The organism is Candidatus Poriferisodalis sp., assembly GCF_965221945.1.
Lineage (GTDB): Bacteria > Actinomycetota > Acidimicrobiia > Acidimicrobiales > Poriferisodalaceae > Poriferisodalis.
Genome location: NZ_OZ244925.1, coordinates 1,294,390 through 1,308,046, shown reverse-complemented (window position 1 = coordinate 1,308,046; position 13,657 = coordinate 1,294,390). Strand labels below are relative to the sequence as shown.

The following is a 13,657-nucleotide window of genomic DNA, read 5'->3' as shown; positions in this document are numbered from 1 at the left end:
CGGGCTATCTGGGGCGGTCGCGGCGTCGCCGGATCTCGTCGGAGATCGCCGGCACCACTTCGTGCAGATCGGCGATGACGGCGTACCCCGCCTTGGTGACCATGTTGGCTTCAGGGTCGATGTTGATGGCGAGGATGTTCTTCGATCCCATGGCACCCACCCAATGCTGGATGGCGCCCGAGATGCCGCACGCGATGTAGATCTGCGGAGCAATGCGGGTGCCGGTCTGGCCCACCTGATCGGCGTGATTCCGCCAGCCGTTGTTCGTGACAGCACGAGAGCAGCCGACGCGGCCGCCGAGCAGCTCGGCAAGCTCTTCGAGCTGGGCGAATCCCTCCGCGGAGCCGACGCCGCGGCCGCCAGACACCACGACCGGCGAGGTCGACAGCGTGATGCCCTCGGTCAGGGTGACCCGGTCACGAACCAAGGTGCGCCGCGCCTCGGCGCCCACGTCGGGCTCGAAGTCGACAACTTCGGAAGCGACGACGTCGCCGGGTACCTGTTCGGCCTCGATGGCGTGCTGGGCGTAGGTCAACAACGGCAGAGTCGTGTCCAGCGTCACGTCCTCGAGCAGCGATCCGCCCCACTGGATCCGGGTGATCTGCCACGGTTCGCTTCCGGCCGACACGCTCACGCAGTTGGCCACGAGCGGCAGATCGATTCGGGCCGCCAGCTGGGCCATCGCTTCGGCTCCTCGATCGGTGCCCGCCGCGACCACCGCGGCGGGCTGTGAGGCGTCGAGGAACGACGTCAGCGCAGCGCCCCAGGCATCGGGCCCGTAGTCGGCCAGCAGCTCGTGGCGTCCGCAGTGCACAGTCGTTGCGCCGTAAGCCGCACAGGCAGCGGTGAGCTCGGCGCCGTGGGACTCGAACAGCGTCACGTCGCCCAACACGACTGCCTCGGTGGCTACACCGAGATCGCAAGCCAATGCCCGGGCAGCGGTGAGGGCCTCAAGGGCACCGCCGGAGGGCACACCACGGTCGTGGTCGATGAGCACAGCGACGCCGCTCACAGCACGCCCAGTTCGTCCAGCAGGTCCACCACGGCGGGAGCAGCTTCGGCACTGTCGCCAAGCACGACCGTGGTGCTGGCACGCTCGGGCGGTCGGTGCAGCCGCACCCGAGCCTGCCCTCCCGCTGCAGCGTCCTGCGCACCCTCGAGCAACTGGATCTGTGCCTTGCGTGACGCCAACCGTCCCTTCATCGTCGGGTAGCGGGGCAGGTTGATGCCCTCCTTGACGCCCATGGCGCAGGGAGCGTCCAGCTCGTACACCTCATAGCCGGCGTCGGTCTCGCGGCGAGCCACAAAGCCGTTCTCTGCGATGTCGATGCCCTTGATGCCGTTCACGATCGGGCGGTCGAGCGCGTGAGCGACACGGATGCCGACCTGGAAGTTCCCGCCGTCAGCCGACTCGTTGCCGAACAGGATGAGATCGAATTGCCCGCCGGCCGCCTCGAGTACCCGCACTGCGTCGGTGATGGCGACTGCAGTGCGCTGGGGATCCCAGTCAAGTCCGCCGGGGGCAGTCACCAGCGCTAGTGCGGTGCCTCCGACGCTGGCTGCGTAGCGCAACTGCTCGGTCGATTCTTCGGGTCCCAGGGTGAGCACGACCACGGCATGGTCGTCGCCGTCGAGCCGCTCGGTGATCTGCGCGGCTTCCTCCACAGCGCATTCCTCGTGGGGGCTGGTGGTGAAACCCAGGTGCGCTGTGTCGACCTGGCGACTGTCGGGGGTCACGTTGATGCGCGAGCCCACCGCCGGAACTCGCTTCACACAAACCAGGATGCGCACTGGCGTGCCCTTCAGGCCTTCATGGCGCTGTCATCGGGATCGAACAGTGCGAGGTTCGATCCGGTGGCCGCCACCGTCACCGGATACAACTCGTTCTGGTACATCACTGAGAGCTCGGTGCCCGCCGTCGCCAGCTCGCTGGGCAGGTAGGCCATCGCCAGGTAAGCGCCGAGTGATGGCGCGTTGCCAGCGGTCGTCACGCGGCTCACCCTGCCGTGCGAATCGGTGATCCGTTCGCCCGCCGGCGTCAGGACCGGCTCGTTGCCGGCTCCCATCGGGAAGCGGTCGTAGCCCTCGGCGCAGCGCAGACTCTCGAAGCGCAGCATTGCCAGCCGGGCTACGGGCGGTGCCTCGCGGGCTGCAAGGTAAGCCTCTTTGCCGATGAAGTCTGTGGCCTTCACGCGGGGCCGTGCCAGGCCCGCCTCCACCGGGTTGTACTCGTTCTCGAGCTCAGCGCCCATGAGCCGGTAACCCTTCTCGAGTCGCCCGGTGGTGCCGTAGACACCTGCTCCGACCGGTCGCAGGTTGAAGTCTTGCCCGGCCTCGGCAATGGCATCCCACAAAGCGAGACCGGCGCTGGTGGCGCAGTAGATCTCGAAGCCGGCATCACCGACATAGGAGATACGGAACATCTGCGCCGGGATCCCGGCCAGCAGCGCGTTGCGCACCTGCCCGTAACCGAACGCCTCCTGGGACAGGTCCGTCTCGGTCAGGGTCGCCAGCAGCGCGACAGCGTTGGGACCCCACACGCCATAGGTGGCGAGGGCCTCGGTGCGATTCTCGAAGGCCACGCCGCTGGCGGGCAGGTTGTGCCGGAACCAGTACTCGTCGCGGCCGCCGTCGAACGCACCGGTGGCGATGCGGTACCGGTCCTGCGCGAGGCGCACGATGGTGAGGTCCGAACGGAAGCCGCCGTCTGGTGTGAGCACAGGGGTATAGATCGACCGCCCGACGGGCAGGTCGCACTTGTTGACGACCATCCTCTCGATGTAGGGCACGACATCGGGACCCGACACCTCGAACACTTGGAAGGGCGAGATGTCCACCAGACCGCAGTGTTCGCGCAGGTGCAGATGCTCGGCATCAGTGATGGGGCTCCACCAGCGGGCATCCCACTCGTGAGTGCGGCCTCCGATGCCGTAGTGCTCGACGAGATCAGCGTTCGAGGAGTACCAATGCGGTCGCTCCCAGCCGCCGGCCTCGAAGTAGAAGGCGCCCAGCTCATCGGTGCGGGCCTTCGCAGGGCCGCACGTCACGTTGCGTCGAGTTGCCCACTGCTCTCGTGGGTGCACGATTCCGTAGGTCTTGTTGAAGTGCTCGTCGGCCCGGGCTTCGATGTGGTGGACGTTGCGGTCCTGGTTGTAGAACCTCGTCACGTCCGAACTGTGCGGATCGGTCAGCCGCGGGTAGCCGTAGGTCATCCATTCAGCAACCAGACGGCCGACGCCGGGGCCTTCCTTGACCCAGACTGCGGCCACCGACCACAAGTTCTGTACTTCGACGGTGGGTCCGAGCAGTGGGCCTGCGTCGGGTGTGAGTGACAGCAGGCCGTTGATGGCGTATTTGATCTCGCCGTCGCCCAGGAACTCCATCAGTTCGATGGCCTCTTCGAGCTGCTCGTCAAAATCGTCCGGTGTGAATGGCATCTCCGTGGGGCTGAGGGCCGCTTCCTCGTTCGAGGGGATGTCCTCGACGCGATGCAGGATCGGTCGATGGGCGTAGCTGCCCACCTCCATCGAGCCAGCGGACTGCCGCTCGTAGCAGAACGTGTCCATGTCACGGACGATCGGATAGGCCAACTCTTGATTGGTTTCCACCAAGATATCGAAGGGGCCGACGTCGACCATCTGGTGCACGGCAGGCGTCAATGGAATCGTCGCCCCCGCCATCTCTGCGAGCTTCGGGCTCCACACGCCGCAGGCGATCGCAACCGTGGAGCACTCGATGCGTCCCTTGTCGGTCACGACGGCCGCTACCCGCGCACCGTTGGGACCCGGGGCGGTCTCGATGTCGAGCACCTCGGTGTTCGCATGCACCGACAGGTGCCCGGCATCCTGGGCACGCTTGCGCATCTGCGTGCCCGTCTCCAGGGAATCCACCGCGGACACGCTGGGCGTATAGAAGCCGCCCAGAATGACGCTCGGATCGATGAAGGGCACCAGCTCGACGACCTCGTCGACGGTGAGCAGCTTGGACTCGATCCCCCAGCACTTGGCAGAGGTCATGCGTCGGCGGAATTCTTCGAGGCGTTCCGGCGAACGGGCCACCTCGAGCCCTCCGCAGGTGTTCTGCAATCCGAGAGCCTCGTATTGCCGCTGGCTCTCCACCGTGAGGTCGACGATTTCTTTCGAATGGTCGACGGGGAAGATGAAGTTCGATGCATGCCCCGTCGAGCCCCCCGGATTGGGCAGGGGACCCTTGTCGAGCAGCACGATGTCGGTCCAGCCGAGGTCGCTGAGATGGCCGACTAGGCAGTTGCCGACGATTCCTGCGCCGATGACGACACAGTCGGCCCTCTCGGGAAACTCGCTCATGCCAACCCCCTCCAACAGACAAGCATGCAACCGATATTCGGCCCTGGGCGCCGCCAGAGTACGACATGCGAGAGTGACCGATCCGGCCACTGCTGTTCTGTATGATGGAACAGTTCCGCTCAGTGGAACAGACTAGCGCGGAAGGGTAACTCAGGAACGCGCTGATGAGCGACACTGAGGGAACGTGAAGCGGCTGAGGGGCCGCATCCGTCAGCACGGCACAAGGGGCGCGCGCCATGACAGCAGCCAGTGAATTTCCGAGCGACCTGGAGATCGCCTCAGCGGCGACAATCCGACCGCTCACCGAGATTGCAGACGAGGCGGGCATTCCGTCGGAGTACCTCGAGCTGTACGGCACGGGCGTCGCCAAGATCAAGCTGGAGGCAGCGCAAGCAATGGCCGACCGGCCTCGAGGGCGCTATGTGGTGGTCACTGCCATCACGCCGACGCCTCTTGGCGAGGGCAAGACAACGACGACCGTGGGTCTCGGGCAGGCCTTCGCCCACATCGGCCGCACCGCCACGATTGCCATCCGACAGCCGTCGATGGGGCCCACCTTCGGCATCAAGGGAGGTGCAGCCGGCGGCGGCTACAGCCAGGTGGTCCCGATGGACCTGTTCAACCTGCACCTCACCGGCGACATGCACGCCGTAACCGCCGCTCACAATCTCTGCGCCGCCATGCTGGACGCGCACCTCTACCACGGCAACGAAGCCGGGTTCGACATCCACAACATCACCTGGCGACGGGTGCTCGACGTCAACGACCGGGCGTTGCGCAACATCACGATCGGGCTCGGCGGGCGCCTCGACGGCATCCCCCGCGAGTCCGGTTTCGACATCACCGCTGCGTCCGAAGTGATGGCGACCCTGGCGCTGTGCACCTCGATGGAGGACTTGCGGGCCCGGCTCGGCCGCATCGTGCTGGGCTACACCCGCTCGGGCGAACCGGTGACCGCAGAGGACATCGGTGCAGCCGGCTCGATGGCGGTGCTGCTGCGCGAGGCCATCAAGCCGAACCTGATGCAGACCTTGGAGGGTTCCCCGGCGCTCGTGCACACGGGGCCCTTCGGCAACATCGCCACCGGCAATTCCTCGATCGTGGCCGACCGCATCGGCATCCACACGTCCGATTTCCTGCTGACCGAAGCCGGATTCGGCGCCGACATGGGCGCCGAGCGCTTCTTCAACATCAAGTGCCGCTATTCGGGCGTCTCCCCCGACGCGGCCGTCATCGTCGCAACCGTGCGGGGCCTCAAGGCGCACTCGGGCAAACACCGCATCGTCGCGGGGCGGCCCCTGCCCCCGGCCCTGCTCGAACCCAACCCCGACGAAGTCCACGCCGGAGGCGACAACTTGCGCAAGCAGCTCGAGAACGTGCGGATGCACGGGGTGTCACCGGTGGTGGCCATCAACGAGTTCCCCGGTGATCACGGGGTGGATCTAGACGCCATCGCGGAGATCGCTTCCGAATACGGCGCCCGCTCGGCCCGGTGCACGCACTTCGCGAATGGCGGAACAGGCGCAGCCGAGCTCGCCACCGCAGTGGCCGAAGCCGCAGAGGAACCGACGGACTTCGCCGTGCTCTATCCCGACGACATTTCGCTGCGGGACAAGATCAAGGCCGTGGCAACCAACGTGTACGGCGCCGACGATGTGAGCTACACCGCCCGGGCGAACCGTGAACTCGACAGCTACGAGCGAAACGGCTTCGGCAACCTGCCCGTGTGCATCGCGAAGACCCACCTGTCGATCTCGTCGGATGCATCGCTGAAGGGTGCGCCGACGGGCTGGACACTGCCGGTGCGCGAGGTGCGTGCATCGGTGGGCGCCGGCTTCGTGTACCCGATCTGCGGCGACATGCGCACCATGCCCGGCCTCGGCCGTGACCCGGCCGCCCGTCACATCGACCTCGACGCCGACGGCGAGATCGTCGGCCTGAGCTGAATGGAGGCACGCCGGAGGCTGCTGGCTGAAGCCCAGTGGGAGCTCATCCCGCTGCGGAACCTCGCTGAACAGCTGCCGCATCTTCCGCCCCAGTCGCCGGTGTCGGTGACCGCTTCGGCCTCGAAGACGCTCGAAGACACGCTGGACCTGACCGCGGAGCTGTGTTCGCTGGGCCATCGCCCGGTACCCCACATTGCTGCCCGCATGGTCGCCAGTCGTGATCACCTCGAAGAGCTGCTGGGCCGGATCGAATCGATGGGCCTCAGCGAGATCTTCCTGGTCGGCGGCGATGTCACCTCCCCCGCCGGCCCATTCGACAGCGCAGTCGGGCTGCTGGAAGCGCTGCGCGAGGTCACCCATTCGCTCATCCACATCGGCGTCACGTCCTACCCGGAAGGGCATGCGCTCATCACTGACGCTGTGCTGCATGAAGCGCTGCATGTCAAACAGGTGCTGCTGGCCGAGGCGGGCATCGAGGGCCATGCGTCCACCCAGATGTGCTTTCACCCGAAGGCCATCGTGGAATGGCTGGCCGCCGAGCGTGACAGCGGGTTCACCCTTCCCGTTCACCTCGGCATTCCCGGAGCGGTTGATCCGGCCCGCCTGCTGCGGATCGGAACTCGCCTGGGAGTGGGTGCGTCACTGCGTTATCTGCGCAAGAACACGGGTGCGATTGCGCGCCTGCTGCGCCCCGGCGGCTATGACCCGGGCGGGCTGGTCGACAAGATCGCGCCCCACGCAGAGCCACTCGACATCGCCGGACTGCACGTGTTCACCTTCAACGCGATCGCCGACACCGTCGCCTGGCGCGATGCAGCCTTGAGGGGGTGACGGGGATCCGCAGCCCGGTTTGTAGGGGGCCTAACCAGCAATGACCAAGACTCGGTCAGAGAGAGGCGAGCGCAACGCGGTACCGGGCATGTTGGCCGAGCCTGGTTTCGGGGGTGTGTGGTTAGAGCGGTTCGTCGTGGGTGTCGGTGTGCAAGGTGATGCTCACGCTCACGATTTCTGTTTCGAACCACTGCAGCGAGGCGCGGGACCACTGGAATATTGTCGAGTATCCGTTTCGGTGAACGGTCGCGTCTGCGGAATTGAACTGGCGGTCTCCGGTTGCGAGGGTGAATGTCTGCGCCGGTTCACCGCCGAGCCTGAGCCACAGGTCCTCGCCGACAGCTGCGAGCACCCCGACGGTCGTTTGCAGGGTATGGCTTGTGGCGAACTGGGTCGATGTGAGCGACCCCACCGGACCGAAGACGCTGTATCCGAGGAACGCCTCGTCGCCCAGCCGGCTCGCGCCCACTGACATCAGTGCCGTCCATGTCGCCTCGGCGGGCTCGCCGGCCGCAGCAGTGCCTTTCACCTTGATCTTGAAGCTGGCCGTCTCGTCGTATTCAGTCCAGGTCCGAACGTCGGAGCTGACCGAGAGGTAGTAGGACTTGTCGGCGATCGACCAGCCCTGCGCACCGCCCGGGTCCTCTTCAGTGGCAGCGGAGTCCTCGGTGGGATAGGTCTGCGGGATGACTGCGAATGGGTCTGCTCCGCTCGGCTCGAGCCACTCGATGACGACGAAGTATGTTGTCTCCGCCGCGAGCGGCGGGCAGGCGCCTTCCCACGTCGGCGCCTCAAAGGCGATCACTCCCGGTGTCGAGAAGCTCGACGGATTGGTCAGCGTGCAGTACGCGTCGCCCGGCTCGCCTTCGCTCGCGACCTCGCTGATCGTCACCCGAAGCTGGTCTGCCGCGTTCGACGCATCGTAGAAGTGCGACATGTGGATGTCGACGGCGTCGAGTGCGTACCCGTTGGTCTTCGAGCCCGTCGCGAATGCCTGGTCAAACCCTGATCGAGCTGCGTAGAGGGTGCGCTGAATCCCGCCGGCGCCTTCGGTCCCCACGTCCAGGTTGCTGACCAGGAACTGCGGCCTCTTGCTTACCTCCTCCCTCGCGGCGCTGGTCAGCGTCTCGCTGTTGCCGTTGTCGTCGATGAATGACACCTTCAACTTGATGGTGTTGCCCTGGTCGTCGTCGGTGAGCGTGTAGGCGGAATCGGTTGCGTCCGTGATGCTGGCGTCGTTGCGTATCCACTGGTAGTGGTAGGAAACGCTGTCCAGCCCGTCCTCGTCAGCGATGCCCGAGGTGTCCGCCGCCAGCGTCTCGCCCACCTGGGCAGTACCGCTGATGGTGGGGACGCCCGTGGCCGGGGTGTTGGCTTGTGGAGCGTCGATTTCGGCCGTGTCGATTCGCGACGTCAGCACGATGCGTACGCGAATGAGTTGCCCCTCTTCCCAGTCGACGTCCACGCCGTGCCATTTGAAGCTGCTGGCGCCGGAGTTCCCCGCGGGAAACTCCAAGGAGAGGTCGCCGACCTGCAGGGTGTAGTCCGCAGCGTTGGGAACGTCCTCCTGGAATGCCAGGCGCAGATCGCGGTTCGGTGTGTGGGACCAGAGCGACTTGATCTGCAGGTTCCCGCTTCCGCCGACATTGGAGAAGAGGTCGGCGCTGGCTGCCCCGATGGAGACGGTGGTGTACTCCACCACCGTCATGTCGGCCGACCAGACCGGCTCTGCAGGCTCCTCCGCGTCCGCCGACGCCGGCGTCGCCCAGACGGCCATGCCCGCCAGCACCATCGCCAGCAAGGCCACCACGATGCCCCGTGGGATCAGGGCCCCGGTCGACGGTTGAAGGAGAGCCGCAACCCTGGAGGCCGAGCCGATCCGATTGATGCGTATCTTCGATGTCATCAAATCGTCCTTTGGGGGAGGGTTTCTCGAGGACCTCGCAAGGTCGGTTGCGCGGTAATGCCGACGACCCAGGTCACCTCGTGGGGACGATCGTGAAGACGGGCGAGATCGCGTAGAGCGACAGCAGCGTTTCCCGAGGGCGCGCCACGTACCCCGAACTCACCTCGACGGCACCGAGAGGGGCGTAGTTGTCGTTGGGATCGTTCGGCGTGCCGGCGGCGACCAGCTCCATGGGCGAGTTCGTGCCCATCGGGGCTTCGGGATGCGAGGCGCCTTGGGCGTCGCACCCGGTCCAGATCATGTGGCTCCTGTCAACGCTCCAGAAGTTGCTCGGGTAGAAGTAGGCGGTGTTCCCGGTGACGTAGGCGCCGTAGTCGCTGTTGGCCCACTCGCCGCCGTAGAACTGGTCGTAGGTGTTGGCGATCAGTGTGGGGCGATCCTCCCAGCCGCCGTCCAGCCAGCGGATCGTCGCGCCAAGGGCGTCCGTCATCCCGGTGTTGGTCCGCGCGTCGACCTCATCGGTGCAGACCACCGCCTTGAACTGCGAAGCGACGCTGCGTATCACCCGATCGGTGAATGGCCCCAATGTTTCATCCCGCTTGCTGCGGCCAGAGGCTTCGAACTGGACAAGCTCGTTGTATTCCTCTATGTCCCCGGAGGTGGCGCCCGTTGGGTGGTGTGTGACGAAGACCACCCTGAACTGGTCCCCGACACGGGCGTCGTGCGGTGTGTGCAGCCAGTCGGGGGTCACCTGGTAACCGCTGCTCACGAAGCGGGCGCTGCCCACGAAGCTGCCCTCAACCGCCTCGCCGTATACGGCGATCTCGAGTGCGTGGCCGGTTGTGGACACGGTCAGGCTGCTCAGGTCGGCGCCGCGGTAGAACGCGTCGGCCATGCCGAAGCTGTTGAGCGTCTCGGGATGATCCTGGTTGTCGCTCGAGGTCCGCTGCAGCCTGTGCCCCTCGCCGCTGCGGTGGGTCCAGACCATGACGTAAGAGGTGTCGGGGGCCAGCCTGGTTCCCGTGGGCGCCTCGAAGAAGCTGAGGTTCCCTGCCGCGTAGCCGTCGGGGCTGACGAGGTCGAACAGCTTGTCGCCCGGCTTGCCGTTCGAATCGGCGTGCACGGCCACCTTCACCGACGACGGTCCGTCGGGTATCTGGGGGTCGCTGTTGGAGTCGTCGGAGCCTTCGACGTTGACGCCGATGCCCTGCAGCCGGTACCCGTACGTGCTGGGTCCGGTCGTGAAGCCCTGCGACACCACGTCATTGGTGGAGTCGACGGTGGCGTAGCTGTCGTTGGCCTGTCTCAGGTTCGACACCATCGCGTCGAGCGGCTCCCCGTCGACGGCCATCACCGGCGAGGGGCATGCGATATCCCCATGAGCTGAGAGGGTCACGCCCGGTGCCGACGGAGTGTCGGTGTTGTTGGCTATTTCGGAGCAAACTATGCGGGACAGGGTGACGCCTCCCCGCGTATGAGCCGGGGTGTCCCCAGCAATGCTCTCGACGGTCATGTGGAACACGTATGTACTGCTGCCGGCCACGGTTGCGCCTTGGGGAGCCGCCCATTCAGACATGCCTGGCGGGGAAGCCAGGCTCAGCGGGGCATCCACCAGGTCTCCTTGGGCAGATGCATAGGGCAGGGTGAACAGCGTGTCGCCCGAGTTGTTTTGCAGGTCGAACGGGATGCCAAAGAAGCCGCCCGTAGTTGCTGTATCGTCCGCCGCCACTGAAACACCGCGGATGAGGTAGCGGTCCGCTGATCCGACAGTCATCTCGAAGCAGCAGTCGTCGTTTGCCGAGATTATTTCTTGGTCACCCGTGTATCCCGTGAAGTTCCCAGCCAGGACGCCGCGGTCCCGCCTCGAGCCCTCGAGGGCCAGGCGCAGCGCGCCGCCGCGCGTCGCGGGACCATTCCAGCGTCCGGTCGAACCCAGCGCTCGCACCAGCGCATTGTCGAAGAGGACGGCCTCCGGCTCGCCGCCGGGATCCTCACCGTCCGATGCCGTCTCCATGATCGACAGCGAGGAGCCAAAACCCGACAGCACGATGAAGTAGTTGACATTCGGGTACGCGAAAGCCCCTTCAGGAGCCGTGAACTTGTTCAGGCCGACCCCGAAGGAGGCCGGGCTGTCGAACTCGAACAGCTCGCGTTGCACACTCGAAGCGCCATCAAGGATCGTCCCATCAACGCCGCCGATCCACAGCGAGACGGTCAGATCAGACGGCGCCGCGGCCAAGTCGATCGAGACGCTGGAGATTTCGTAGCCCTGGCCGTGACTGCCCAGCCGGAACCCCATCGCGTACTGCTGGGTGACATCCGACTCGAACGCCGACGACTGGCCAACATTGCTCACCAGCCGCGTGGTTGGTGCGGACAGCAGTACCAGCACTGTGGCGGTGTTGGACGAGCGACTCTTCACCCCAGCCCTGATCGCCTGTACCTGGTAGTTGTAGCGCACTCCGGGCTCGGTGGCGGTGGTGTCGAAGTACGTGGTATCGGTCGTGGCGGTGTCGGGCACCAGTGTCGTGAGCGTCTGTTCGCCCTGGTTGGGCCGGCGGCGCAGGATCTCGTAGCCGTCCACGGATTCGTCATTGTCGGTGGGCCGGTCCCACGTGAGCTCCACCCCGCCTCGCACCAAGCGGGCCACAAGGTTGGAGGGTGGCGTGCGCTCGTTTTGGGCCTGGGCCTGGGCCGTTGCTCCCGGGACGATCAGGGCGACGAGGACCGCCGTCCCGATGAGCAGGATGGACAGCGGCGCCAGGCGCCGCGAGCCGGTCACGGCTTACCCTCGGCCTGCCGACTCCCACCATAAGTGGGGGGGGGGGGGGGTACCGAGCGCGGCGATCGATTCGGGGGCCAAGAACTGGATGGAAGACCCCTGCGCTGTCTGGGTCGAGGCGCCCAGCATTGCGTGATGACTATTCATGAAGGTCTGAGGCTAACGCATAGCGCCCGTGGTGGGCACCCATGAGCCGGTCCGCCAGGATCCAAAACAGCGACCCCTGCATGCCGCCATCCGCCTCGTTGTCGAGGACAGCTACAGCGTCTCGGGCGCCAGATCAGAGAGTCAACGGGTTGTGTGTGCGCTGAATGCGCACGTGAGCCGGCGGATCACGCTGCTCGGGAGAACCGCGAGTGACCGACGTACGGCAAATGTGGTCATTTGCGGCCAGTAGCGACCATATTTTGTGCTGATTGGCTAGGGTGCGGAGCGTGGGTCGGTTGCTGCACCTGGACTACCACTACTGGCGGGGAACCACGACCACCTCAGTGCCATATGCAGCTTACGTTCCTCATCCGCTTGAGGGGTGGGCACCCGTTCCTTCTCCTGAGACGAGAGAGCGGGTGAGAAACTCGGAACGCCGCCTTACCGAAGTGCACCATGCGGTCTCGCCCACATCGTCGCTGAGATGGTGTCTGGGTCGCGCGGAAGGAATCTCCTCGAGCAGCGTCGAGGGCATCGTTACCACTTTACGGTCGTTGACTTTGCTGGAGTCGCTGGGAGGCAGGCGCCGCCATGAGACCGATGCTCGGGACAGGCAGGCGCACGGCAGTGTGCTCATGAACAGCCACGCGCTCGATCTCGGGGACCGCACCAATACCCAAGTGGATGTCTCAGACATCGAGAGGCTGCACCGGGACTTGTTCACTGACACGGACCAGCAGTTCGACGCCGGCAGGCTGCGAGACGAACAGGTCTGGATCGGCTCTGGGCAAAGAACACCGGAGCGAGCGCACTTCGTGCCGCCTCCGCATACAGAAGTGCCGCCGCTGGTGACGGATCTGGCGGCATACATATCTGACTCCGCGGTATGGGTGTCCCCGGTGGCCAAGGCGGCCATCACCCACACCCAGTTCGAGACAATTCATCCGTTCACGGACGGCAACGGTCGCATCGGGCGAGCGCTCATGCACCTGGTGCTGCGACGCGAGGGGCGCTTGCCGCTAGCCGTTCCGCTCTCCGCTGCGATCGATGCGCGCCGCGACGAGTACTACCGCAGCCTGCGCCCCTATTCGACGTTCATCGGAGACCCAGATGACGAGGGGCGAGCGGCGGCGATGCACGCCTCCACGCAGTACATCGCAGATGCGGTGATCGTGGCATGCGACTACGCCGAAGCAGCAGCACGATTCATCAATGACTGGGAGCATCGCTGCGCGGTTGCACGACTGCGGAACCGATCGGCGGCTCGGGAAATCATCGACGCAATGGGGGAAGCTCCGGTTGCGACTCTGCTTTTCCTGTCAGAGAAGACTGACCGGCCGAGGAGATCCGTCGCTCGTGGTCTGAGTCATCTCGTCGACATCGGGCTCATCGCCGAGAGCCGCGACATCGAAAGCGGTGCGCGGATATTTGAGATACCCGAAGTGCTGTCCGTCGTCGACAACCGCAGCGAGCTTCTTGAGGAGTCTTGGGGACTCAATCTCGCAGGAGCGCACGACATCGCCGAGCAACTACACGAACTGTCCGCAGCGAAGGCAGCAGAGCACACAACAGGCATGGTGGCGCAGCCAAGATGCGACCATGTCGGCGTACGCAACGGAAAGACATGCGTGCGGCGCTCCGGTCACCCAGGCGATCACTCCTACTGATCAGCCCGCCGATCCCACACCACGTCACCGACGCGGGACACGGTTTCGATGGC

8 protein-coding genes are annotated in these 13,657 nt (G+C 65.5%); 3 read left to right on the top strand and 5 right to left on the bottom strand.

Going from position 1 to position 13,657, the window contains the following annotated elements:
* Positions 1-4: 4 nt before the first annotated feature.
* From ACOQPH_RS06070 to ACOQPH_RS06060, 3 genes are read right to left on the bottom strand one after another with little or no spacing between them, the layout of a single operon-like run.
* Positions 5-1,012, bottom strand: coding sequence for an electron transfer flavoprotein subunit alpha/FixB family protein (locus ACOQPH_RS06070; protein ID WP_420623827.1), 1,008 nt, complete (start codon positions 1,010-1,012; stop codon positions 5-7).
* Complete coding sequence (locus tag ACOQPH_RS06065; RefSeq protein WP_420623826.1) at positions 1,009-1,773, bottom strand: electron transfer flavoprotein subunit beta/FixA family protein; 765 nt, start codon at positions 1,771-1,773, stop codon at positions 1,009-1,011. The genes ACOQPH_RS06070 and ACOQPH_RS06065 overlap by 4 nt, the downstream gene beginning before the upstream one ends.
* A 29-nt stretch (positions 1,774-1,802) precedes the next feature.
* Entirely contained in the window at positions 1,803-4,325 is a 2,523-nt protein-coding gene (locus tag ACOQPH_RS06060; protein ID WP_420623825.1) for an FAD-dependent oxidoreductase, read from the bottom strand.
* 236 nt (positions 4,326-4,561) lie between these two features.
* Here ACOQPH_RS06060 and ACOQPH_RS06055 point away from each other — a divergent pair, with 236 nt between their 5' ends.
* The gene (locus tag ACOQPH_RS06055; RefSeq protein WP_420623824.1) at positions 4,562-6,271 is read left to right on the top strand and encodes a formate--tetrahydrofolate ligase; all 1,710 of its coding nucleotides are present in this window, start codon (positions 4,562-4,564) and stop codon (positions 6,269-6,271) included.
* Entirely contained in the window at positions 6,272-7,102 is an 831-nt protein-coding gene (locus ACOQPH_RS06050; RefSeq protein WP_420623823.1) for a methylenetetrahydrofolate reductase, read from the top strand.
* 121 nt (positions 7,103-7,223) lie between these two features.
* Here the strand turns inward: ACOQPH_RS06050 and ACOQPH_RS06045 are convergent, their stop codons facing one another.
* Together ACOQPH_RS06045 and ACOQPH_RS06040 are read right to left on the bottom strand one after the other, a co-directional pair.
* On the bottom strand, positions 7,224-9,008 hold the full coding sequence (locus ACOQPH_RS06045; protein WP_420623822.1) for a choice-of-anchor R domain-containing protein: 1,785 nt from the start codon (positions 9,006-9,008) through the stop codon (positions 7,224-7,226).
* Between the two features lie 73 nt (positions 9,009-9,081).
* Entirely contained in the window at positions 9,082-11,790 is a 2,709-nt protein-coding gene (locus ACOQPH_RS06040) for a choice-of-anchor R domain-containing protein (RefSeq protein WP_420623821.1), read from the bottom strand.
* A gap of 701 nt (positions 11,791-12,491) precedes the next feature.
* Between ACOQPH_RS06040 and ACOQPH_RS06035 the strand changes: the two genes are divergently transcribed.
* Positions 12,492-13,604: a Fic family protein gene (locus tag ACOQPH_RS06035; RefSeq protein WP_420623820.1), complete on the top strand. Its 1,113-nt coding sequence runs from the start codon at positions 12,492-12,494 to the stop codon at positions 13,602-13,604.
* Positions 13,605-13,657 lie beyond the last annotated feature (53 nt).

What these genes read in the sequence shown, in the direction of transcription:
- ACOQPH_RS06060 (WP_420623825.1), bottom strand. Translation starts at nt 4,325, where the DNA reads ATGAGCGAGTTTCCCGAGAGGGCCGACTGTGTCGTCATCGGCGCAGGA.
- ACOQPH_RS06045 (WP_420623822.1), bottom strand. Translation starts at nt 9,008, where the DNA reads ATGACATCGAAGATACGCATCAATCGGATCGGCTCGGCCTCCAGGGTT.
- ACOQPH_RS06055 (WP_420623824.1), top strand. Translation starts at nt 4,562, where the DNA reads ATGACAGCAGCCAGTGAATTTCCGAGCGACCTGGAGATCGCCTCAGCG.
- ACOQPH_RS06050 (WP_420623823.1), top strand. Translation starts at nt 6,272, where the DNA reads ATGGAGGCACGCCGGAGGCTGCTGGCTGAAGCCCAGTGGGAGCTCATC.